Consider the following 22,545-nt stretch of genomic DNA (forward strand, 5'->3'; position numbering starts at 1 on the left):
ATACTTGCGTACATGGTTGGAAAAGCCGGTTGTTAGAGCAATCGTTCGTGATAAGTATTTATTGCTGTTATTCGCACCTGTACTGTTGTACTACATTATATTCAAATACATTCCGATGGCTGGAATTGTTATCTCTTTCAAAGATTACAATTTGCTTAAAGGAGTTTGGGGCAGTGATTGGGTCGGTTTAAAATATTACCATCAATTTTTTCAAAGTCCCGATGCGTTTAAAATTATTCGAAACACGTTCTTGCTAGGCTTCTATAACGTTATTTTCAGTTTTCCGGTGCCCATCATCCTCGCTTTATTATTAAACGAACTTCGGATAATGCTTTATAAACGGTTTATTCAAACGGTTAGTTATCTCCCGCATTTTATCTCTACAGTTGTTGTTGTGAGCATGGTTACGATGTTTCTTTCCCCCACAACGGGAATTGTTAATCAAGTGATTACTTGGCTCGGATTTGATGCGATTAATTTTTTGCAGAAGGCTGACTGGTTTCGAACGATCTATGTGGCTTCCGGAATATGGCAGAGTGCCGGTTGGAGCTCGATCATTTTCCTGGCTGCCTTGACGACGATTGACCCACAACTTTATGAGGCCGCGGAAATGGATGGAGCCAACAGGTGGCGGAAAATGTTTCATATAACGCTGCCGGGCATCGCTCCCGCTATCGTTATTGTGCTTATCTTGAATATCGGGAACATGATCGATATTGGCTTTGAAAAGGTGTTTTTGCTTTATAATCCGTCGACTTATGCGACAGCCGATATTATATCCACCTATGTTTATCGTATCGGGATCGTTAGGGGCAACTTTGCCTATGGGACGGCGATTGATTTGTTTATGGGAATTATCAGCCTCATCTTTATAACCTCCGCTAACTACACGAGTCGAAAACTAAGCGATACTAGCTTATGGTAGGAGCTGGCTATGAGACAACGTAAAATAGATTTGTTTACTGTAGTCAATGTCATGGTATTGGCTTTGGTAGGCTTTCTGTCATTGTATCCTTTCTGGTACATGATAGTGGTCTCCTTAAGCTCATCTGAACATGTAATTCGAAACGAAGTGTTTTTATTTCCAAAAGGATTCACTCTGGATATTTATCAATATGTATTGCAAGATAAGCGGATTTGGACAGGGTATAAAAACACGATCATTTATACGGTGTTAGGAACGTTCCTGTCTCTTATGCTTACAGCTATGGGAGCCTATTCCCTTTCCAGGGCAAACTTTGTGTTCAAGAAGTTTTTTATGCTGATGATCGTTTTTACAATTGTATTTAATGGAGGCATGATCCCCACCTTTCTGGTCGTGCGCAGCCTGGGCGTGATGGATACGATTTGGGCGATGGTCATACCCGGATTGATATCGACCTGGAATCTGATCATTATGCGCACATTCTTTCAGGGAATACCGCATGAATTAGTAGAGTCGGGAAAAATTGATGGTCTGAACGATCTGGGCGTTTTTACGCGGATTATTCTGCCTTTATCCAAGTCTGTCTTAGCTACGATTGGTCTGTTTTATGCGGTTGGAATCTGGAATAACTTCTTCCATGCGTTGCTATATTTGCGTAACGCCGACTTATTCCCGCTACAGGTCTTTCTACGGAATATTGTACTGGCGGGCCAGGTGCAGGACGGTACATTTGGAGGTGGCGGGGACGGAGAGATGATGATCGATGAATCGCTTAAATTCGCTACGATCATGGTGTCAACACTTCCGATCATCATGGTCTATCCTTTTCTTCAAAAGTATTTTGTAAAAGGAGTTTTAATCGGATCATTGAAAGGATGAACGTAATCAATGGAACAATTAACAGAAGCGCCTTTTTATTGGAAAACCAGTCTGGAAGATATTACAGCTGTAGTGAAGCGAGTGAAAAAAGGGAAGGTGAGAATCCTTTCCCGGTCTGCAGGCGGACGAGATATTCCTATGGTTGAATATGGGGAGAAACAAGATTTTGGCAGAACGGCGAATTATAATTCCGCTTGCGGAGCACGTAATCCGGATCATTATGCGAATAAAAAAGCGGGAGATCGCCCTGTGCTCTTAATTGTCGGAGGTATTCACGGTGGTGAGCTGGAAGGTATTGCGGCTGTGTTGAATTTGATTCAAGCGTTGGAGACCGGCGTGGATTTTAGAGGAGAAAAACCGGAAAATGCATCGGATATTCTAAACTCATTCCGGCTGCTTCTGATTCCGTGCATGAATCCGGATGGACGAGCGCGAATACCCGTAAATACTGTCGTTGGCATGTCATTTCGAACCTTTCGTTACTATGTCCAAGGAACGTGGAAGGATGGATCGTTGTGTGACTGGCCGGGGTGCAAAGCGGTTCATCCCATCCTGAACGATGTCGAGTACTTGGGCGGGTACTTTAATGATGATGGCATTAATATGATGCATGACAATTTCTTTATGCCCATGGCACAGGAAACGAAGGATTTGATGCAATTGGTTGACGAGGAGGCGGTCGATGCTACCGTACTTCTTCACGGGGGAACGAATTGCGTCAATCACATCATCAACACGAGTTATGTGCCGTTATCGATCAAACAACGGCAGTATGAGTTTACCAAACGATTAAAGGAAGCCAGTCAAGCGAAAGAAATCAAATTTAAAGTGTTTGAGATAAACGAGATTGACGGAATGGACGGTAGGACTCCTTCGTTCAATCTGACATCGACCTTGCATCATATTAGCGGAGGACTCAGCATGACATATGAAACCAATATGGGCTTGGTGGACGCGCCAGGCGAGGCTTACAGTTACGAAGAAATATGGGAGTCGCATCGTATCTTGTTTGAGGAACTGTTCAAGTTTATGAAAGAGAAGAAATAGAATGGTTACCATGCTGCCTACTAGCGAAAAGGATCCACTAGTAGGTAGTGTTACCTTCCCAAGAATAATGAAAGTCATCTAGAAGAAACGGTGTAATTGAAAAAATGAAAGCGTTTTAGTTCCAGTTGAATCAATATGAAATCAGGAGGTTTGAGGATGAAGAGGAAAAGGAATATGGTAATTCGTTGGATGCTAATTGTTAGTCTAGTATTTTCAATGTTTGCACCTGTAATCCAGGCACAAGACTTCTCTATTGAAGATCAACTGCTAATCGCTGAAACACCGAACTTGATTTCCAATAGCGGCTTCGAGGAACCGGTGTTGGATAATGGCAAAATTCCGGGTTGGAACACTTGGATGCCTCGTGGAGATTCCGTCGTTTCGATTGTTTATGGAGATGCCCGAGCGGGAGATTATTCGGGTAAAATTACGGCCACTGAACCGAGTAGCACAGGTGCTTTGGATACAAACATCCGGGTTGAAGCTGGTAAGACGTATGCGCTAAGTTTTTGGGCCAAATCCAAAAACGTTGAATTAGAAATGAGCATATGTGCTTGTGTGCGCATTCAATACTATGATGGGAATCGCGCTTCGACACAACCTGTTGGCTACTTTGGTAACTTGTCAGGTACCCAAGACTGGACGTTTTTTCATTTTCTGATTAGAGCGCCTGCCAATACAGTGACATTTAATATTCAACCGATATTGTTACGAGGTACCGGAGAATTGTGGTTTGATGACATAAGCTTAACGGAAGTCGATATCAACCAGCCTGCAGACTTCCTGCATTACGATGCGACGGTAGAAGAAACAGGCGTAGTGAATGTAAATTGGGCCACCAACCATTTGCCTGATGCTCAACCATTATTTGACGTGTATCGATCCACAACAAGCGGATTCACTCCGGATGATGATACATGGATCGGAAGTACGGGGGGAACTGAATACCAAGATCGATCCACTGCTTCTGGTAAAACGTATTATTACAAGGTTGCTTTTACAAGTAGTGATGGGGAAGAACATGTCATTTCAGAGGAAATGGAAGTTAAAATCCCAGATGAACTGCCTGGAGTACAACCTGCTGCTTCATTCAAGGTAATGGGGACAATCAATCAGGCGATTCGGCTGCACTGGGATTTAATTCCACGACAACGGGCGGCTACCGTAAACATATACGGTGATCATGACCCGATTACCGAAGAAAGTAAAAATGATGCGATCTTGGTGGCATCTATTTCCGCAACATCAGGGGAATATGTGATTGATTCTGAACTTCAATCTGATCTTATCAAGCCTTATTATGCTTTGTCGGTTGTAGATGGAGATGGGAATGAATCCGCTCTTTCCAGTGGGAAATTTCTGCCGAGAATATTTGAAGAACGGATCGGAGACGGGTTCGCTATGATGAACTTCAACGCTGCCGTTTTTAGTAACGGGGAAGTAAATGAGTTGCAAAATGCGTCTGGCGACCCTTTGCGTGTCTTGACAGCCGGTGGTATTGTCTATCCCCCATGGCTCTTTTTCGATGAATACTTTGACGCGGAAGTATCGGTGACTACCGACAGTGTAGAAGTTCAATACGAGCAGACGAACGCAGTATTCACCTTGGGCGAATCAACGTTTACGGTTGACGGTCAAACACAGGAAATGCCAGTCCCTCTGTTTAGCAATAACGGCGTGATTTACCTGCCGGTGGTTGCGTTGGCAGAGGCATTTGGAAGAACTGCCCGCACCTTTGACCAGCTTACTGTCATTGCCGAGCGTGAGATCCTTGATGCATTCGAGGCAGATGACGAGCTGGTAGAAGCAGGGGTTCAACTTTTGTCCTTCCAGCCGATAAATCGTGATGACATTACAGACCAAGATTTTCATGAATTAAAGCAAAAGGCGAGGAACCATCTGGTAGGCAGTGAGGATAACGAACTCTCGAACGAATGGATTGCAGAGCATGTTAGCCAAATCGCGTCGACTGGACAGCAATCATGGAATCAAATGAATAAAGATGAGAATGCCAACATTTTATTTGGAAACGTATTTCCGACGACCACGGCAGAAATGACTTCACAGTACAATCATTTGAGTATAATGGCATTGGCATATGGGACGTATGGTTCTGAACTGTATCAGAATGAAGCGCTTAAAGACGATATTTTGTATGGATTGGAGTGGCTGTATGAGAACCTTTACGGCTTAGATGAAATAGAAGGCAGAGGCTGGCGCAGTATCCATGATTTCAATTGGTGGGATTGGATGGTCGGTGTCCCGACGCATCTGAACAACGTAATGCTAATCATGGAGCCGGAGATGGATCAAGCCGATATCGAGAAGTATCTTGTCCCTTACTTGCATATTCTTGAGGCTATGCAATCGCAGCGTCCAATCGTTAGCCGAAATTATTACGCAACTCAGGCAGCGATTCTTTTACACGATGTGGATATGATGGTTTCATTATTGAATGACTATGACAGTATGCTCGCATCTGTGGAAGACGGAGAGGGCGTGCAGGAGGATTGGGTTTACATCTATCAACGTGTTCCACAATCTGGAACCTATGGAGTGGTCTCCTTGCTCGAACGGGTGCTGGATGGCTACAGCCTGTTATCCGGTTCCAAGTTTGAAGTCAGAAGTCCGTATAAATATAATCTGGCCATGTGGATTTATCATATGTTTGAACCCATTATGTACAAGGGTGGCAATATGGTGATGTTTGGCGGTCGGAGCTTCTCGCGTAGTACCAACGAACAGTTCATGGGCGCGGAATTGATCGCAGGGATGTTAGACCTGATCGGAGTATACGGATTAGATGATGATGAGAAATTGAAAAAAATCATCAAGCGTCATGTCACGGAAGAGAATCTTCGGGATATCCTCGGAGTTCTAAATATTAGCCAACTGACAAAGCTGAGGGAAGTCCTTGAAGACCATTCCATTGCTCCCGATGATTATGAGATCGCATACGTCTATTACACGGGAGATCGGGTTGTGCAGCATAGAGATAATTATGCGTTTGGAATCGCGATGTCTTCTTCAAGGATACCGACCTATAGCAGCCTCAACCAAGAGAACCAGAAAGGCTGGTACACGGGAGATGGCATGACATATTTATATCTGGATCACGATTTATACCAGTTTGGCAACGATTACCGCAGAAATGTAAATCCGTATCATTTGCCAGGTGTGACCAATGATACGCAGGAACGTGAGGCGGTAAGCATCAGAGCAGCGGATTCACCTTTATCGAATCAGGATTTTGTCGGAGCGGCGCAGTTGAAAGACTTATATTTTACGGCTGCGATGTCTTACGAATCATATCATAATGATGTGCCGCCAGTTGGTAATGATGAAGGGGCCGGCGGTATGCCGCCTTTGCATGATTCCAGTCTGGTTGCGAAGAAAGCATGGTTTGCATTTGACGAAGAGATTGTGGCGCTGGGTACCGGGATCAATGCGGAAGACGGTTATGAGGTAGCAACAACCGTTGACAACAGAAGACTGATAGAAGTCAAGGAGAGGTCACCATCTGATACGGAGGAGCCAGCGATCCCTTACCTGATCAAAAGCGTCACGGCTGTCGGAAGCGACGGCAATCTTCCGATTAATGTCGTCGACGGAGATTACGGGAGCAGGTGGTCATATGAAGGGCGGGAAAATGCCTGGATTCAATTGGAGCTGACAGAGAGTTTGCCCATCGGATATTTTGGAATATCGGTGTACGTTGGGCAAAATAGCGCAGCGTTATTCGAGATAAAGGTTTCGGATGATGAGGACAATTGGACCACGGTGTACGAAGGAGCAACCAGTGGCACTACCCCCGAGTTGGAAGCTTTTAAACTTGAAGAAGTAGTTGAAGCTAAATACATCAGGCTCTACGGATACGGCAGAACGACAGGCAGCGCGTGGAATAGTTATACAGAAATCCAAGTTTATCCACCAGATGATAACTTGCCTTTGGAACTAAAGAACACCAGTCTTTTTGAAACAGGTGCCGAGACGATAGTTGCAGACGGGAAATTGCTCGAATTCGAGAATGATTCCACCGTGGTACTGACTGATGCAGAGTGGGTTGCCCTGGAAAACAATGCAGGCTATTACTTTCCGAATGGCGGCGATCTAACGGTTGCCAAACTTGGAAATACGACTAAGTTTATGGAACTCCGGCTTCACCATGGTGTGGATCCGGATGGGGAAGAATACTCCTATGTATTGCTGCCCCACAAAAATGACCTTGAGACAGCGGGTTATGCATCCGATCCGGATGTTTCGATTCTTGCGAATACAGAGCAAGTGCAGGCGGTAAAAGACCGGAGCACCGGAGCTACGGGGATTGTCTTTTGGGAAGCTGGGACATTTGGTGATATTACGGTTTCAGATCCTATGATTGTGATGATTCAGGAAAAAGACGGTCAATTTGAGCTCAGTTTAAGTGATCCGACGCAAAAATTGCATAGCGCCTCTGTCACAATCAATCGTAGCCTCGAAACGGTGAAAAACGATCAGGCGTTAATATATTGAAACAGGAACACAGACCTCCGTACAGGTTGACTTTGCGAATTCGAAAGGAAAAACGTACGTAGCGAGCTTTTATGATGATTAGGAACGTCAACAACTCATGACTCAAGTCACGAGCTTGTAACTGCCCGGAAGTGAGTACGGCGGTTAGCCTCCTTCCTTGGGGTGGCGTTACCATAGGCAGGTTGACTGCTGCCCGATTGCATAGGTATACCTATACAGCCACTTCAGCGATGTACTGGATTCCAATGCGCTGAAGATTCATAGCGCCAATGCGATCATCATTCGAGCGATACCCGCACTTCTGACAACAGAAGCGGTGCTTTTTCTTATCCCGATTGGCTCTCTCTGTATGCCTACATTTGGGGCATGCTTGTGAGGTGTAACGAGGATCGACCGCGATTACTTTACCTCCATGGAGGATGGCCTTATACGTTATCATCTGGCGCAGTTGATAGAAGGACCAACAGACGGTTTCATAACGATCCTGGACCCGAACCCGCTCTGTACGGTTTCGAATGCCCGTTAGATCTTCCAATACAAACAACGTATGGGCCCCATATCGGCGGACGAGTGCCTTGGATATCCGGTGATTGATATCTGTCATCCAGCGGTTTTCTCGTCCCCCGATTCGCTTTAACTTACGGCGAGCAGAGGCTGTCCCCAGTTGCTGCAGCTGCTTTCGCAAATGCTTGTACTTCGAGCGCTTATTCTTAATGGGTCTACCGTGAAAGAACGTACATTGACCTTGGGAATCATAGCTGGTCGCGATAAAATTGACGCCCATGTCTAATCCAACTACTTGATTCAAAGATTGATCCGAGACTTCTTCCACTTCTTTGGTCATCGGGAGATGTAAGAAGAACTTCCCTCGCTTGTGGACTAACTTGGCGGTCCCGAAGGACCAGGATCCATCGAAATACGTTTCCATGCCTTTCGTTTCATAAGCCACCTTGATGCGGCCATGCACGGTATTGATGGAAAACATCCGCTTCGCAAGCGAGTAATCTCGACGCCAAACGAGGTCGAGCTCCGGTTTCTTGAACCGGACGAATGTCCAGAGGTGGCCGTTGCCGACTAATGACTTGTACCGAGCAATCACCGTTCGCATGACTGATTGGGCCATTTGAGATCGCAAGGAAAAGGTAGAACGCAACTCTCGATACATCAACTGATGCAGCTTCGTCTTGGAGAGAATTTTCTCTTCAAATACAAGCTTGGACAGGTAATCACTTGCCAGACGATAAGCTCGTAAAGTCTGTCGTAACCCATCGATTTGTTCAGGAGTGGGTAAGATTTTCACTTTGGCGGTTAAAGTGATTTTCAAGTCAAGTCACCTTGCTTCACGTTTAGATTCGGCTAGGCTGTAAGTTACTCACCCTAATCCTACACACTCCATTATATCAAACATATGTTCCTGTTTGAAGCAGAAATTCAGAAATAAGTGTAAGATCACTTATCTAATCAAAAGAGGAGGAGGAAAGGGGTGTGACTAATAAGAGAAGGGCGTAAATTCCTCTCACGACTCAAGTCGCGAGTATCCTTTACGCAGATCATGAACCAGTGCCTGTAAGCGACATTACGGTGAACACGAGAACGGGAGACCTCGGTGCTTGTCGGGGAAACGCTGAAAATGCAAAAATGTTTTCGAATTAGAAAAGCTCAAGAGATGTTGCATTCCACGAATTGGAAAGTGAAGGAAATTGTCCCGAAATCCGGGTACCAAAATATTAATTCGTTTAACCGTATGTTTAAGAAGTTTACAGGGATGACACCCGGCGAGTATCGAAAGAAAATTGAATAGACACTTTTCGAGATTATGGTGCATTTCTACGGAAAACTGCGATGCTGTGAAGGATCTGCTAATACGATGATTTACTTTCCCTCAGTTTGCTCGATATATTGAATAAGTGTTAGAGAGGGGATGGCAAGACGGTTCTCGTTGCGACATTGCCGATCATTTTGGTTTATCCGTTTCTTCCGGTAAAATTACACACCCTGCAGTTGCGCAGGTTGTAGCAGAGAAATATACTCCTATAAAAGAAGTCCTTCCTTTGTAAAAAAATTTAAAAAGACATGATCCTATTCGTTTAAACATGGATTCGGAAAGTAGCTGTTACTGCTAAGGCATAATGTCCAGAAGTTGATGGTGTAAGTTGTCCAGCTGGTGACGAACAAGCTGTGTGGGGGCAAACGGGCTGACGCCCAGCGATTCCTGAACCAGAGCCGCCAATCCGTCGATCGATTTTCGCAGGTCGGTTGTGCCGCTGGCGAGCAGGACGCGTTCAGGAAGCGGCAGCATCAGGCGTGATCCCCCAACGTCTGAACGACCTGCTTCAGCAAGGCCGCATCAAAACCGGCAGCAACCTTGATCTCGGCAGCGCCGACCCGAACGACGAGCGAAGAAGCACGCGCGGGGATCGGCGTGACCTCGATCCAATTCGGTACCACAGTTCCAAGCGAACGCTGACGCAAGCCCAGTTTGCGAATCCAGTATTTCATTTGTCCGAAGGCGATGTGATGCTTCTCGCACCACGTTTTCATCGTCAGGCCGCTTGCCCGATACTGGCTGTCTTGTTCTCGCCAATAGCTGGCTTTCTCCGTTTCATTCATTGTTCAGCACACCCTTTCATTTAGATGCGCTTAGTTTCCCATACTCTTTACCCTTTGAACAGGTGGGCTGGGTTTGACGCTTACGCTAAGTCCACCAATATCTTACACAAACGGCAGAGATGTCGTTTATTTTTTTATACAATGATATTATTTTAATTAGGTACCCCCTAGCGGTACTTTTTTATATAATCGAAAAATCGTTTCAAAATAAGAGAGCAGTTGACATCCAACTGCTCTCCAGAAATTATATGCTCCGGGCATTAATGGTTGTGATGGGCATGTGCATCGGGCGGACTCGCTTTAATGTTGCATAAGAGGTTGTCTTCATGTTTGTGCTTATCGGATTCAACTTGCAAGGTCACGTGATGAATGCCTTTATGCTCCAGCATATGTTCGACTTTGTGCAATAGTGCTTCTGTTTCATATACCGTTTTGTTGCCATCAACCACAATATGGGTAGTCAGGGCATGCATGTTACTGGTAATCGACCAGATATGCAAATCATGAACACCTTTAACTCCAACGATCTTCAGTATCGCTTGTGCGATGTCCTCCACTTTGACATTGCGCGGAGTGCCTTCCATTAACACATGCAGAGAAGACTTGCTCACCATATATCCGCTGCGAAGTACGAGTACGGCGACGATAACGCTGGCCAGTGGGTCGGCCCATCCCCAGCCAAAGAACATCATAAGCAGAGCTGCTGCAATTGCACCTACCGATCCCAGCATGTCGCTGATGACGTGCAAGAAGGCACCACGCATATTCAAATTATGCTCCGTGTCGCCCCCGCGCATCATAATCCAAGCAACCAGAATGTTAACCAGCAGCCCAATAGTACTGATGATCAGCATGCCCACCGTAGCGACTTCAGGCGGGTTGGCAAAACGTTCAATCGCTTCATAAAAGATGTAAAGGGCAATGCCGATCAGGGTCAATCCATTGAGTGTAGCAGCCAGTATTTCAAAGCGCCTGTACCCATATGTTTTTCCTGTACTGACCGCTTTTTCGCCAAATTTGAAGGCGAGCAAGGCAATCGCTAAGGCCAAGGAGTCGGACAGCATATGGCCCGCATCCGATAACAAGGCCAAGCTATTAGTAATAAATCCGCCTACAGCTTCGATCACCATATACGCCGTAATGATAACAAATGAAATTAGCAAAATCTTCTTGTTGTTGCTGTGCTCGTGGTTGTGGCCATGATCGTGATGATGTCCTGACATAAAAATCCCTCCAATATTTATACATGAACATATACTCATATATCATATTGAGCTTATTATATGTGCATCGTACGAAGCTTGTCAATACTTTAAATAGGGAGAGGGTGTATAGTATTTTAGAATTAAAGGAGGCGAGTCCCATGAGCATAAACCTGAAATTTGAAGAACAGGCCAGCCATCAAATCTGCTGTTCAACCGGTGAGATTCGAAAAAGCCATCATTCCGATAAAGCCAAAAACAATTTAACTCACCGACTTAATCGTATTGAAGGGCAAATAAGAGGAATCAAAGGGTTGATTGAAAAAGATACGTATTGTGGTGATGTACTGAATCAAATTGCTGCCGTGCAGTCCGCATTAAATGGGGTAGGGAAGCATTTGCTCGAAAATCACTTGAAAACGTGTATTGTTGAGCGCGTCCAACAGAATGATGAAACGGTCATAACGGAACTGCTATTTACCATGAATAAGCTCATGAAATAAAGGGGTAATGTTAAACACGAAAAAAAATCTTGACTAAATATAGGGTACGGGGGTATACTAAATTTTGAAAGCGGCGGTTTTATGGCAACCATATTATGAGGGAAAGATAACTATTTAATTCATGAAGGGGCGGATGAAACATGAAAAACGTAACATTGAATGTACAAGGCATGAGCTGCCAGCATTGCGTTAATTCTATCGAAGGTGCGCTGAAAGAAATCGGTGTAACGGGAAAAGTGAACCTGAAGGGCGAGTCGGTCGATGTGTCGTACGATGAGCAGAAGTTTTCTCTAGATCAGGTCAAAGAAGTCATTGAAGAACAGGGATATGACGTGGCGTAAGCTATTCGACAAGGGAGTGAAGCATAGTGGAAACGACAGCAGCTAAGACGAAACAGTCGTCTTTTCAAATAACGGGCATGACCTGCGCCGCTTGCGCCAACCGGATTGAAAAAGGGCTTAATAAATTGGATGGCGTGACGACCGCGAATGTCAACTTTGCACTGGAAAAAGCGAATGTCACTTACGATCCGGCCAAGGTGGATGTGAAAAACCTGGAAGATACGATAAAGAAGCTCGGATATAGCACGGTGACAGAAGTGGCGCAGTTTAATCTGGAAGGCATGACCTGCGCAGCCTGCGCCAACAAAATTGAAAAAGGACTTAGTAAGTTGCCTGGCGTGACCAGCGCAACCGTAAACTTTGCGATGGAAACGGCCCGCGTCGAGTATTCGGCAGGTGAAATCACGATTGAGGACATGCAGGAGAAAGTCAAAAAGCTGGGCTACAAACCTCTGGTCAAACAGGAAAATCAGAACGCGGGAGACCATCGCGTTCGTGAAATTCGTGGGCAGAAGCGGAAATTACTCATCTCGGCCATTCTTTCTTTTCCGCTGTTGTGGACGATGGTGGCTCACTTCTCCTTTACTTCGTGGATTTATATGCCGGATTTCCTAATGAACCCTTGGGTTCAATTCCTGCTGGCCACGCCGGTACAGTTCTATATCGGGAAGCAATTTTATGTCGGTGCGTATAAGGCGTTGCGCAACCGCAGCGCAAACATGGATGTTCTGATCGCTATGGGAACCTCTGCTGCCTATTTTTACAGCCTGTATATGAGTATCGACTGGTTCTTTGCTAGGGAACATATGTCTCATGGCCCTGCGCTTTACTATGAAACCAGTGCGGTGCTGATTACCCTGGTCATAATGGGTAAATTGTTCGAGGCGCTGGCCAAGGGCCGCACTTCGGAAGCAATCAAGTCGCTGATGGGGCTGCAAGCGAAAACGGCTTTGGTCGTTCGAGATGGCCAGGAATTAACGATCCCGGTGGAAGACGTTATCGTGGGGGATGTGGTGCTGGTTCGCCCTGGCGATAAAGTGCCGGTGGACGGCCAAGTGCTTGAAGGCGTGTCATCGGTGGATGAGTCCATGCTGACGGGCGAAAGTCTTCCGGTCGAAAAGAAGGCTGGCGATGCGGTCATCGGGGCTACCATCAACAAAAACGGCATCCTGCGTATCAAGGCCACCAAAGTCGGCAAAGAGACTGCACTTGCTCAAATCATTAAAGTCGTAGAAGAAGCGCAAGGTTCCAAAGCGCAGATTCAGCGGGTTGCAGATGTCATCTCTGGCATATTTGTTCCGATTGTTGTAGGGATTGCGATTGTGGCGTTTCTGGTTTGGTACTTCTTTTTTACGCCTGGCAACTTTGCCCACGCACTTGAAATTGCCATTGCGATTCTCGTTATTGCTTGCCCGTGTGCCCTCGGTTTGGCTACGCCAACTTCGATAATGGCCGGTTCCGGCCGCGCGGCGGAACTGGGCATTCTGTTCAAGGGCGGCGAGCATTTGGAACAGACACACAAGATCAATGCGATCATTCTGGATAAAACCGGTACCGTCACAAAAGGCAAGCCGGAACTGACCGATGTGATCACGCAAGACAACGAAGCGGATTTCCTTCGACTTGTCGGCGCGGCAGAGAAAAATTCGGAACATCCGCTGGCAGAAGCGATTGTGGCCGGTATTCAAGCCAAACAGATCGAGCTGCCGGGAACCGAATCATTTGAAGCCATTCCAGGCTACGGCATCAAAGCCGTGGTAGAAGGCCGGGAGCTGCTTGTCGGCACACGCCGCTTGATGGAGAAGTATAACGTGAATGCGAAGGCGGCATATGATCCAATGTCCCGTCTGGAGGAAGCAGGAAAAACCGCCATGCTGGTTGCAATCGACAACCGTTATGCCGGTATGGTCGCGGTAGCCGATACGATCAAGGAAACGTCGAAAGCGGCGGTGAGCCGTCTGAAGCAAATGGGCATCGAGGTCATCATGATTACCGGCGACAACGAACGGACTGCCAAAGCAATTGCAGCTCAAGTCGGCATTGATCATGTTCGGGCGGAAGTTCTGCCTGAAGGCAAAGCAGAGGAAGTAAAGAAATTACAGGCCCAAGGCAAGAAAGTGGCGATGGTTGGCGATGGCATCAATGATGCGCCAGCGCTGGCGACAGCGGACATCGGCATGGCCATCGGCACCGGAACGGATGTGGCGATGGAAGCAGCAGATGTGACCCTGATGCGGGGCGACCTGTCGAGCATTCCTGACGCGATCTTCATGAGCCGCAAGACGATGGCCAATATCAAGCAAAACCTGTTCTGGGCGCTGGGCTATAACACGCTCGGCATCCCGATTGCCGCAATTGGTTTGCTGGCCCCATGGGTGGCAGGCGCAGCGATGGCATTAAGTTCGGTATCGGTTGTCCTTAATGCGCTTCGCTTGCAGCGTGTGAAAGTACGCCACTAATCAGGAAGTCAGAATGGAGCGAACCTAAAATGGAAAAAAGGATGATGCTTATGTTAACCGGAGTTTTGGCTTTTGGATTGCTGGCTGCTTGCAGTACGCCAAAGGAGAGTGCCGATGGACACGGCGGTTCCCATCAACATGGAACAACCAATTCCTCCGCGAATAATGATGGCCCTGGGGACCATGGCAGTCACGGCGGTCACGATACAGGCGGCCACGCAGCAGACAATTATAAAGCTTCCTTCTCGTTTGCTTCAGGTACGGCCAAAGCATCCGAAAACACGAAGCTGAACATTCAAGTGACAGACGCTAATGGCCAGGCCGTTCATGATTTTGAATGGGGCCATGAAAAGCTGATGCATCTGATCATCGTGAACAAGGACCTTTCTTACTTCAACCACATCCATCCCGAATGGGACGGAAAAGGGACGTTCACGATAGACACCTCGTTTCCGAAAGGCGGAGAATACAAAGTCTTTGCAGATTTTGTTCCGAAAGGCGGATCGGGCACAACCCTTAGCGAATGGGCGAAGGTAGAAGGAGAAACAAAACCGCTGGAAAGCGTCAAAGCGGATGCGAAGCTGGTGAAAGTTGTTGATGGCAAAGAAGTCGCACTGACTTTAAGCAGCACAAAGGCAAAAGATGAGGCTACGCTGACGTTTACCGTCAAGGACGAAAAAACGAAGGAAGGCATCAGCAATCTGGAGCAATACCTCGGAGCTGTCGGACACGTCGTCATTCTTTCGGAGGACGCGGAGCAATATCTTCATGTGCATCCAATTGACGAAAAAGCATCCGGGCCGGCCGCAGAATTTATGACCGCCTTCCCGAATCCTGGCACGTATAAAATTTGGGGACAATTCCAGCATCAAGGTAAAGTCCTTACGGTCCCTTATGTCGTTGAGATTCAATAAAGTGTGATGATGGAACGAAGGGGAGAATCGGAATGGGAGAGATCGTAAAAATCGCAATCAGCCCCGCTGTGCAGCTTGGCGGCAGCCTGTTCACACCCAAACAGCTCGGCATCATCGGTGCTCTGCTCGGATCGGACGCTAAAGTGGAAATGACTCCGTTCAAACAGTTGTATGCGGAAGTGCCGGTGGAGAAGCGTGATATAATCCAGGCTGAACTGGAGCAAAGCGGACTGGAAGTCAATCCGGCGGGCTTTGTGACAAAAAGTCTGATCGCCTGCAATTTTTGCAGAGGCGCTGAAGAAGCCGGGCTTAAGGCAGCCAAAGCCTTAAACGAAGCGATCGCCGGTATTTCGACACCTACACCGCTTAAAATCGGATATGCCGGCTGCGCGTTAGGGACAAGTGAGCCGCTGATAAAGGACATTAGCGTGATTAAAATGCGCGATACGTTCGATCTGTACGTGGGCGGCGAATCCAAGGGGCTGAAGACTACTTTTGCCAAACGGCTTCATTCCGGATTGAAAGAAGAACAATTGGTTCCTGCCGTAATGACCATCATTGACTTCTATAAGGAACATGCCAAAGGCAAAGAGAAATTCAGCAAGTTCGTAGACCGCGTGACGCTGGAGCAGTTGCAACAAATCACGGCATCCGTGTAACGCTAACGAAAGGAGGTGAAAAGCATGCAAGAGGCAACCGTTAAAGTACAAGGCATGTCTTGCCGTTCTTGTGTTCCGAAAATTGAAGGAGCTATCAATGCGATTGGAGCGGAAGGCCGCGTTAACTTTGAACAAGGCACCGTCGATGTCCGGTTTGACGAATCAAAAGTTCAGATTTCCGATATTCAGGAAGTCATTCGTAAAAAAGGATATAACGTTGAGGCATAGATGTAAGGTCACTATGTAAGGAGGAACGAAGATGGACGAACCAGTAAAAATCTATACGATTCCAACATGCAGTGATTGCAGCTTTGCCAAGCGCTATTTTAAGGAAAATGACATTCTCTATACCGATTATAACTGCGAAGAAGACCCGAAATATCCGGAAGAAGTTTGGAACCTTACCGGGAAGCAGGTCGTGCCGACGATTGTCATTGGCGACAAGGTATTTGTTGGCTTCGCAGAAAACCTGAATGAAATAAGCAGCTTGCTGGCAAAATCGTAATGCTGCTACAAAGCAGCCCACATGTGAAGGGCTGCTTTGTCATTCCTTGCAACCCCATAGCAGGGGATTTCTTTACTTATGATAATGGGGCATGGTAAGGTATATGATAGATAAGGGGGGGATTCAAATCGATCACAATGTAACTGAGGATGCCTCATTCAACCATAAATCGTCTACCGAGCGAAAAAGCCATCATTCCGATAAAACGAAACAAAATTTAATCAGCCGACTCAACCGGATTGAAGGGCAGGTCCGTGGGGTGAAAGGGATGATCGAACGGGATGTGTATTGCGATGATATCCTTCATCAAATCGCCTCGATTCAATCCGCCCTCAATGGAGTTGGAAAGCTACTGTTGGAAGACCATTTAAAGAGCTGTGTGGTGGAGCGCATCGAAGAAGGCGACCGTGACGTATTGGATGAGCTGTTGACCACCGTAGCCAAATTAATGAAATAGAAATGGGGAGAGGCGACTATGGCCCTCCCCATTTTTTGATGAAGTGATCACTAACCTCTTCCTCCATCCCGAGTAGATAGTGCTTACCACGCAATGGTAGAAGGCATGGGCGACTGCGATTCTTTAGCTAACACCGTCATCCTCGTCTACGACCTAGCTGGCATCAAGACTGGGATCATCGCTCGAATTCGGCGGGTGTGCGCTGTTTTTTGTAAATCCGCTATGGCTCTTTTAATGAACGGCGCTTCTGAATCGTATTAGAAGGAGCCGTGCCTGTAACGGCTTTAAATTGTTTTGAGAAGGAGAAGGGATCGGGGTAGCCGAGATGATACGAGATTTCTATAATAGATTGGTCTGTATGCTCCAGCAAATATTGTGCGTATTCGATGCGGGCTTTAATCTGGTAGGCTTTGATTGACAGCCCGAACAATTGTTGAAACAGCCGTGAGCAATATTTGGGCGTTAGTCCGGATAAAGCGGCGAGCTCCTGAACGGAAAGGCGATCAGCGGGATTGGAGTCGATATGGTTTTTAATATGCAAGATGGCCGGATGGATCGGTACGCCTTGCCGGAGGTCTTCCAATTGGCGGGACATTTCGGCCAGCGTCTGGCAGACAGCGGCATGGCATAGCGCATCCCTTCTAACAGAAGGAGGCAGGGAGAAACAATGATGAATCGACTCGAACAGGAGGCGCAATTTAGCGGGTTCCCGCGGCAGGAAGGCGAAGTGGCAAGGAGCTTCCGTTTGGTGGAACGGGCCTTGCTCATCCTCGTAACGGCCAATTTTGAAGCGGATCGGAATGATGCTCAGCGGTTCGCTCTGGTCCCGAAATGCCGAGTGTACGGCGCCGTCGGACAGGAACAAGAGGCTGCCGGCTTTTAGCTTCAGAGGGACTCCGCTAACCTGATAGATCACGCAGCCGCTTTTTACATATAAAAGATGAAACTCTTCCAGCACGCGTTCCTCGATGCGCCAGGAAGAGGGGACGGTTACATTAAAGGAAGTATAGATACGAAATATGCGATCACCAAGCGCCGTATGAAGCAGTGAATCCAGAAAAGCGGAAGCTTCATCGAGTGGTAGACTTTTTGACATGTGATTACTCCTTTATGCCATGTAAATAATGGTTTTACATCATTATAATTATAGCCATAATGACATGTAACTCAAGGAGGACAACATGGCTGCAAGACCGAATATACTCTTTATCATTGCTGACGATCACCGTTATGACGCCATGGGGGCGGCGGGAGACCAAGTCGTGCAAACGCCGGCGTTGGATGCTCTTGCCCAAGCCGGAACGATGATGGCTTCAACTCATATTATCGGCGGCGTCAGTGGCGCTGTTTGCATTCCTTGCAGAGCCTGCGTTCAAACAGGAACGCATATTTTTCAAGCGACGGAAAGCCAGACGATCGACGATTACGCCAGAAATAATGTTATATCTCAAGGAACACATACGATGCCGTTCTGGTTTCGCTCACACGGTTACTATACGCATGCGATCGGCAAGTGGCATAATGATCGAGACAGTTTTACCGCCGGCTTTTGCAGCGGAAGCGCCTTGTTCTTGGGTGGCATGAGCGAGCATCAGCGGGTGCCGGTGTTTGATTATGACGGCGACGGATTTCATCCTCCTGAAGAGCCCCGTCTTGAAACGCGGTTCTCGACGGAACTGTTTACCGATTCGGCCATTGATTTTTTGGAGCAATATTCCGGGGAAGAGCCTTTTTTTCTCTATCTGGCGTACACTTCTCCGCATGATCCACGGACAGCGCCGGAGCCTTATGCCAGCTTGTATGACCGCGAGCAAATCCCGCTGCCGCCAAGTTTTATGGAGGAACATCCTTTTGATAACGGGGAGCTTGATATCCGGGATGAGAAGCTGGCCGCCTATCCGCGCCGACCAGAGGAAGTCCGCGGCCATATTGCGGATTATTACGCAATGATTACCCATATGGATCGCCACATCGATCAGGTGCTGCAAACGCTCGCCGCAAGCGGAAATTTAGACAACACAATTGTGGTATATACGTCTGATCATGGTCTTGCTGTCGGCCGGCACGCTCTGCTCGGCAAGCAAAATATGTATGATCACAGCATTCGGGTTCCGTGGTTGATCCGGGGGCCCGGAGTTCCGGCGGGCAGACGCGTCGACGCGCTTGCATATCAATTCGATATATTCCCTACGCTGTGCAGCTTCGCAGGAATGGAGCCTCCTGATGCTATCGCGGGGCAAAGTATGGCGCCCTTGATTCGGGGCGAGACGGATGAAGGAAGGCCAACCGTATATGCCTTATATAAAGACATTCAGCGGATGGTGAAGGATGAGCGGTGGAAGTTGATCCGTTATCGCCGTTCGGCCGCGACCGGCCGAGGAAGCGACTGCTTGCAGCTGTTTGATCTGGCTAATGATCCATGGGAGTTGTGCAACTTGGCTGTACTTCCCGAATACTGCGCGCAAGCCGAGAGACTGGAGCAGGAGTTGGCGGATTGGATGAAGCGAGTTGGCGATCCTTTTGCTGAATTATTTGGATAAGAAAGTACAGATGGCTGATTTGCTCCCGCCCATCCTCGCCAAAGGAACGGGAGCATGGGGTTATTCGAGATTCGGTGGATCCGGACCAAACGGCTGAACTGTTCGTTATGCTGTCGCTCGGTCTGCGCGTCCGTTCTTTCTTCCCGATGAGTCGGACTTCTTTCACAGCGGAGACGTGTCTTCCTTCATGAGCCAGGTTTTGACAAGTAAGAAAGACTAACATCTCGAACTCATGGGCTGTTTTCGGCGTCATCGCCACATTACTGCCTGTTGCTATTCTTTATCTTATGATAGTGAAAAACTTTTAATCAGACGGAGGGATCCGTATGGCATCTTTTATTGCGCTTGTCGCATCTTTTATATTGTTCTAAATGGGGCACTTGGAGGCAGAAGGCGGACGTGGTAAAGAGATTTTCTCCTCGTCAACAACGCCCGCACCCGGCGGCTTGCCTTCTTACATAGAGCGTTTTTTTGTTGGATGTCCGCTTGGTCTTGATCGTGCAGTATCCGATTGGTCCTTATTTTTACGGTTGCAGAGAAGGGCACTGCATAAGCCTATCCCTGCAAATATCATCGCCGTGGCAAACGCAGATTGAAACCCGCTGACTCCTAATGCGGACTCCGCCATTGATACGCTGCTGCCTTGAACTTGAACTTGAACAGGATTAGTGTCTAGATTTGTCACTGCACTTACAATCGCAATTCCTAGCGCTGTGCCGATCTGCGGTCCCGTATTCCATAGCCCGGATGCCAATCCTTGTTGTTCCGGATGGATTCCCGCAGTTGCCGCGATCGAACCCGAGACCAGCACCAAAGCTGCGCCTAAACCAATAAATAACGTTCCGGGAAGTACAGCATACAAGTAACCCATGGTCGGAGTAATGAAAGTCAACAACCATAATCCCAGTCCGAATGAAATCATTCCGGCGGATAAAATCAATTGGACGCCAGACTTGGAAACCAGTCGGGAGACGAAGCCCGCCGCCACCATGGTTAGCAATTCTTGAGGCAAAAAGGAGAAAGCAGCCATAAGGGGCCGGTACCCAAGGATATTCTGCAAGTAAAGATTGATTAAATAGACGGAAGAACCCATAATCGCTCCAAATAGGAGAGAAGCGGTAATCGCTCCAATAAACGATCCCTGCGAAAAGATACTAAAAGACATAAGTGGATATTTCGTATGGCGTTCGATAATTAGAAAAAATAGGAACAACAATATGGAAAGCAGGATAAGTCCAGTAGTTAGTAAGGAGTGCCAACCTTGACTGCCAGCGATCGTCAGTGCATAAAGGAATGCGACAAATGCTCCCGTCACGGTTATTGCGCCCAGGACGTCCAGCGGCTGCTTTACTTTTGTACTTTCCGGAAGAAGCTTGGGCGAGAGGACTAAAATAATCAAACCAATGGGGATATTGACATAAAAGATAAACCTCCAGCCTAATGTAGCGGTTAATAGTCCGCCAAGGATAAGGCCCGATGTAAAGCCAACTGCTGAAATCGTCCCCAGTAAGCCGAGGGCACGATTACGTTCGTGCCCTTCGGCAAAAATGAGTGAAATCAGGGAAAGAACCGATGGAAGCATGATAGCCGCTCCAACCCCCTGAAGAGCACGGGCTAGAATAAGAATCATCCCTCCGGGAGCAAGGCCGGCGAGAGCTGACGCTATCGTAAACACGACCATTCCGCACATGAGCATCCGGCGCCTGCCCCACAAGTCGCCCAATCGTCCACCCAGAAGCAAGAATCCGCCGCACATAACAGCGTAAGCCGTGACAACCCATTGCAATTGCTGGTTGGGCAGAGCGAAACTCTGTTGAATCGAAGGAAGCGCAACCTGGACGATGGACGTATCGAGTAGACTCATGAATTGGACCGTGCATAGCAAGATTAGCACGGGTATTTGCGAAGATCTGGTTTTACTGGTCATGAAGTCCTATTCCTTTCCGTTGTCAGTGAATGGTTTTAACTAACCCGCCGTCGATAATATAATCTGCTCCAGTGATCATGGCTGCGTGATCGGAAGCAAGGAAGACGGTCAGCTCAGCCACCTCATGGGGCTCTGCAAATCGTCCTAATGAAATCCCTCTGTTTAATGCGAACCGCTTGGCCTCCTCCGGATCCTGGGGAAGAACACCTTCCCACATCGCTGTACGTGTCGGACCTGGTGCTACTGTGTTGACCCTTACGCCTTGGGGGGCAAACTCTTCGGCCAAGCTTTTACTCAAATTAGTGACGGCCGCTTTCACGGCGCTGTTGGCCATGATGCTTTGTTTAGGCATGCGTGCAATCATCGAAGCTATGTTGACAATGGCTCCGCCTTGCTTGATCATATAAGGCAAAGCGGCACGAGTCGAGCGGATAACACTCATTAAATTAATCTCCACCATCTGCATCCATTCCGCATCCGTGATTTCCTGGAAGCCGACGGATTGCCGCGGATCCGTCGCACCGATATTGTTGACGAGTATATCGATTTGGCCGAATCGACCGGCAGTCTCCTTCATGACTATGCGGGCTCCTTCTTCCGTAACCGCATCGGCTTCAACAATGAGCACGGAGTGCGTTTTACTCCATTCTTCCAGTTCACCGGACACGCGACGGGTTGCAGCGACAACATGGGCTCCGGATTTGGTCAGTTCCTGGACGATGGCCAGACCGATCCCACGGCTGGCTCCCGTTACGACAGCTACCTTGCCTTCTAAAGAAATAAACATAACATTCAACCCTTTCAGAAGATTTTTATTAGTTTAAGGTTGATTATGGTATGGAGCAGAAGAAATGAAAAGTACGCATTTTATTCGTACTTAGTACGATAAAAGGTACAATTTGATCTGACGGGCTCTTGAAGGAAATAGTATGAAAAAACGTTACTACTTAGGTCTATAGAAGAATGGGTTGTCCGCGAAGTGCGAGGGAAAGGGAAGGGAGAACAGAAAGTCCTTGCTTCAAAAACGTAGATACGATGCTCCGCAGTCGAGCAAAGATGTCTGCC

General features: G+C 47.4%; 21 protein-coding genes. 14 read left to right on the forward strand and 7 right to left on the reverse strand.

What is annotated here, in order from left to right; genetic code table 11:
* Positions 1-4: 4 nt before the first annotated feature.
* From KJS69_RS15740 to KJS69_RS15755, 4 genes are all read left to right on the forward strand, one after another.
* On the forward strand, positions 5-925 hold the full coding sequence (locus KJS69_RS15740) for an ABC transporter permease (RefSeq protein WP_249730545.1): 921 nt from the start codon (positions 5-7) through the stop codon (positions 923-925).
* A gap of 9 nt (positions 926-934) precedes the next feature.
* Complete coding sequence (locus tag KJS69_RS15745; protein ID WP_213584723.1) at positions 935-1,804, forward strand: carbohydrate ABC transporter permease; 870 nt, start codon at positions 935-937, stop codon at positions 1,802-1,804.
* Positions 1,805-1,813: 9 nt separating this feature from the next.
* Positions 1,814-2,851: a M14 family zinc carboxypeptidase gene (locus tag KJS69_RS15750; RefSeq protein WP_213584724.1), complete on the forward strand. Its 1,038-nt coding sequence runs from the start codon at positions 1,814-1,816 to the stop codon at positions 2,849-2,851.
* A 156-nt stretch (positions 2,852-3,007) separates the two neighbouring features.
* Positions 3,008-7,363: a polysaccharide lyase family 8 super-sandwich domain-containing protein gene (locus KJS69_RS15755; RefSeq protein WP_213584725.1), complete on the forward strand. Its 4,356-nt coding sequence runs from the start codon at positions 3,008-3,010 to the stop codon at positions 7,361-7,363.
* 211 nt (positions 7,364-7,574) lie between these two features.
* Here KJS69_RS15755 and KJS69_RS15760 read toward each other — a convergent pair whose 3' ends face one another.
* Entirely contained in the window at positions 7,575-8,687 is a 1,113-nt protein-coding gene (locus KJS69_RS15760) for an RNA-guided endonuclease InsQ/TnpB family protein (RefSeq protein WP_213584726.1), read from the reverse strand.
* Between the two features lie 306 nt (positions 8,688-8,993).
* Between KJS69_RS15760 and KJS69_RS15765 the strand changes: the two genes are divergently transcribed.
* Entirely contained in the window at positions 8,994-9,164 is a 171-nt protein-coding gene (locus tag KJS69_RS15765) for a helix-turn-helix domain-containing protein (protein WP_213584727.1), read from the forward strand.
* Positions 9,165-9,482: 318 nt separating this feature from the next.
* On the opposite strand, the gene tnpB is transcribed toward KJS69_RS15765, so the two are convergent.
* From tnpB to KJS69_RS15780, 3 genes are all read right to left on the reverse strand, one after another.
* Entirely contained in the window at positions 9,483-9,662 is a 180-nt protein-coding gene (gene tnpB, locus KJS69_RS15770; RefSeq protein WP_213584728.1) for an IS66 family insertion sequence element accessory protein TnpB, read from the reverse strand.
* Positions 9,662-9,973: an IS66 family insertion sequence element accessory protein TnpA gene (tnpA, locus tag KJS69_RS15775; RefSeq protein WP_213584729.1), complete on the reverse strand. Its 312-nt coding sequence runs from the start codon at positions 9,971-9,973 to the stop codon at positions 9,662-9,664. Before tnpA ends, tnpB begins: the two co-directional genes overlap by 1 nt.
* A gap of 260 nt (positions 9,974-10,233) precedes the next feature.
* Positions 10,234-11,196: a cation diffusion facilitator family transporter gene (locus tag KJS69_RS15780; RefSeq protein WP_213584730.1), complete on the reverse strand. Its 963-nt coding sequence runs from the start codon at positions 11,194-11,196 to the stop codon at positions 10,234-10,236.
* A gap of 140 nt (positions 11,197-11,336) precedes the next feature.
* On the opposite strand from KJS69_RS15780, the gene KJS69_RS15785 reads away from it, so the two are divergent.
* The 8 genes from KJS69_RS15785 to KJS69_RS15820 all read left to right on the forward strand — a co-directional run bounded on the left by KJS69_RS15785 (position 11,337) and on the right by KJS69_RS15820 (position 17,013).
* Positions 11,337-11,678: a metal-sensitive transcriptional regulator gene (locus KJS69_RS15785; protein WP_213584731.1), complete on the forward strand. Its 342-nt coding sequence runs from the start codon at positions 11,337-11,339 to the stop codon at positions 11,676-11,678.
* 140 nt (positions 11,679-11,818) lie between these two features.
* Entirely contained in the window at positions 11,819-12,019 is a 201-nt protein-coding gene (locus tag KJS69_RS15790) for a copper ion binding protein (RefSeq protein WP_213584732.1), read from the forward strand.
* Between the two features lie 26 nt (positions 12,020-12,045).
* Entirely contained in the window at positions 12,046-14,478 is a 2,433-nt protein-coding gene (locus tag KJS69_RS15795) for a heavy metal translocating P-type ATPase (RefSeq protein ID WP_283777466.1), read from the forward strand.
* A gap of 50 nt (positions 14,479-14,528) precedes the next feature.
* Complete coding sequence (locus KJS69_RS15800; protein WP_249730546.1) at positions 14,529-15,392, forward strand: hypothetical protein; 864 nt, start codon at positions 14,529-14,531, stop codon at positions 15,390-15,392.
* Positions 15,393-15,424: 32 nt separating this feature from the next.
* Complete coding sequence (locus KJS69_RS15805) at positions 15,425-16,051, forward strand: NAD(P)/FAD-dependent oxidoreductase (RefSeq protein ID WP_213584734.1); 627 nt, start codon at positions 15,425-15,427, stop codon at positions 16,049-16,051.
* A 24-nt stretch (positions 16,052-16,075) separates the two neighbouring features.
* Positions 16,076-16,279, forward strand: coding sequence for a heavy-metal-associated domain-containing protein (locus tag KJS69_RS15810; RefSeq protein WP_213584735.1), 204 nt, complete (start codon positions 16,076-16,078; stop codon positions 16,277-16,279).
* A gap of 31 nt (positions 16,280-16,310) precedes the next feature.
* Positions 16,311-16,556 carry a glutaredoxin family protein gene (locus tag KJS69_RS15815; RefSeq protein WP_213584736.1) on the forward strand — a complete coding sequence of 82 codons (246 nt, stop codon included), beginning with the start codon at positions 16,311-16,313 and terminating at the stop codon, positions 16,554-16,556.
* A 103-nt stretch (positions 16,557-16,659) separates the two neighbouring features.
* A complete protein-coding gene (locus KJS69_RS15820; protein ID WP_213584737.1) occupies positions 16,660-17,013 on the forward strand; it encodes a metal-sensitive transcriptional regulator in 354 nt (117 codons plus the stop codon).
* Between the two features lie 220 nt (positions 17,014-17,233).
* Here the strand turns inward: KJS69_RS15820 and KJS69_RS15825 are convergent, their stop codons facing one another.
* A complete protein-coding gene (locus KJS69_RS15825; RefSeq protein WP_213584738.1) occupies positions 17,234-18,109 on the reverse strand; it encodes a helix-turn-helix domain-containing protein in 876 nt (291 codons plus the stop codon).
* An 85-nt stretch (positions 18,110-18,194) separates the two neighbouring features.
* On the opposite strand from KJS69_RS15825, the gene KJS69_RS15830 reads away from it, so the two are divergent.
* Positions 18,195-19,553 carry a sulfatase family protein gene (locus KJS69_RS15830; protein ID WP_213584739.1) on the forward strand — a complete coding sequence of 453 codons (1,359 nt, stop codon included), beginning with the start codon at positions 18,195-18,197 and terminating at the stop codon, positions 19,551-19,553.
* 454 nt (positions 19,554-20,007) lie between these two features.
* On the opposite strand, the gene KJS69_RS15835 is transcribed toward KJS69_RS15830, so the two are convergent.
* Entirely contained in the window at positions 20,008-21,480 is a 1,473-nt protein-coding gene (locus tag KJS69_RS15835; RefSeq protein WP_213584740.1) for an MFS transporter, read from the reverse strand.
* A 22-nt stretch (positions 21,481-21,502) separates the two neighbouring features.
* Positions 21,503-22,267 carry an SDR family NAD(P)-dependent oxidoreductase gene (locus tag KJS69_RS15840; protein WP_213584741.1) on the reverse strand — a complete coding sequence of 255 codons (765 nt, stop codon included), beginning with the start codon at positions 22,265-22,267 and terminating at the stop codon, positions 21,503-21,505.
* Between the last annotated feature and the right edge of the window lie 278 nt (positions 22,268-22,545).

The organism is Paenibacillus sp. J2TS4 (genome assembly GCF_018403245.1).
GTDB lineage: Bacteria > Bacillota > Bacilli > Paenibacillales > NBRC-103111 > Paenibacillus_L.

What these genes read in the sequence shown, in the direction of transcription:
- KJS69_RS15800 (WP_249730546.1), top strand. Translation starts at nt 14,529, where the DNA reads ATGTTAACCGGAGTTTTGGCTTTTGGATTGCTGGCTGCTTGCAGTACG.
- KJS69_RS15755 (WP_213584725.1), top strand. Translation starts at nt 3,008, where the DNA reads ATGAAGAGGAAAAGGAATATGGTAATTCGTTGGATGCTAATTGTTAGT.
- KJS69_RS15835 (WP_213584740.1), bottom strand. Translation starts at nt 21,480, where the DNA reads ATGACCAGTAAAACCAGATCTTCGCAAATACCCGTGCTAATCTTGCTA.
- KJS69_RS15805 (WP_213584734.1), top strand. Translation starts at nt 15,425, where the DNA reads ATGGGAGAGATCGTAAAAATCGCAATCAGCCCCGCTGTGCAGCTTGGC.
- KJS69_RS15750 (WP_213584724.1), top strand. Translation starts at nt 1,814, where the DNA reads ATGGAACAATTAACAGAAGCGCCTTTTTATTGGAAAACCAGTCTGGAA.
- KJS69_RS15830 (WP_213584739.1), top strand. Translation starts at nt 18,195, where the DNA reads ATGGCTGCAAGACCGAATATACTCTTTATCATTGCTGACGATCACCGT.
- tnpA (WP_213584729.1), bottom strand. Translation starts at nt 9,973, where the DNA reads ATGAATGAAACGGAGAAAGCCAGCTATTGGCGAGAACAAGACAGCCAG.
- KJS69_RS15810 (WP_213584735.1), top strand. Translation starts at nt 16,076, where the DNA reads ATGCAAGAGGCAACCGTTAAAGTACAAGGCATGTCTTGCCGTTCTTGT.
- KJS69_RS15840 (WP_213584741.1), bottom strand. Translation starts at nt 22,267, where the DNA reads ATGTTTATTTCTTTAGAAGGCAAGGTAGCTGTCGTAACGGGAGCCAGC.
- KJS69_RS15825 (WP_213584738.1), bottom strand. Translation starts at nt 18,109, where the DNA reads ATGTCAAAAAGTCTACCACTCGATGAAGCTTCCGCTTTTCTGGATTCA.
- KJS69_RS15815 (WP_213584736.1), top strand. Translation starts at nt 16,311, where the DNA reads ATGGACGAACCAGTAAAAATCTATACGATTCCAACATGCAGTGATTGC.
- tnpB (WP_213584728.1), bottom strand. Translation starts at nt 9,662, where the DNA reads ATGCTGCCGCTTCCTGAACGCGTCCTGCTCGCCAGCGGCACAACCGAC.
- KJS69_RS15765 (WP_213584727.1), top strand. Translation starts at nt 8,994, where the DNA reads ATGCAAAAATGTTTTCGAATTAGAAAAGCTCAAGAGATGTTGCATTCC.
- KJS69_RS15785 (WP_213584731.1), top strand. Translation starts at nt 11,337, where the DNA reads ATGAGCATAAACCTGAAATTTGAAGAACAGGCCAGCCATCAAATCTGC.
- KJS69_RS15790 (WP_213584732.1), top strand. Translation starts at nt 11,819, where the DNA reads ATGAAAAACGTAACATTGAATGTACAAGGCATGAGCTGCCAGCATTGC.
- KJS69_RS15745 (WP_213584723.1), top strand. Translation starts at nt 935, where the DNA reads ATGAGACAACGTAAAATAGATTTGTTTACTGTAGTCAATGTCATGGTA.
- KJS69_RS15780 (WP_213584730.1), bottom strand. Translation starts at nt 11,196, where the DNA reads ATGTCAGGACATCATCACGATCATGGCCACAACCACGAGCACAGCAAC.
- KJS69_RS15820 (WP_213584737.1), top strand. Translation starts at nt 16,660, where the DNA reads ATGATAGATAAGGGGGGGATTCAAATCGATCACAATGTAACTGAGGAT.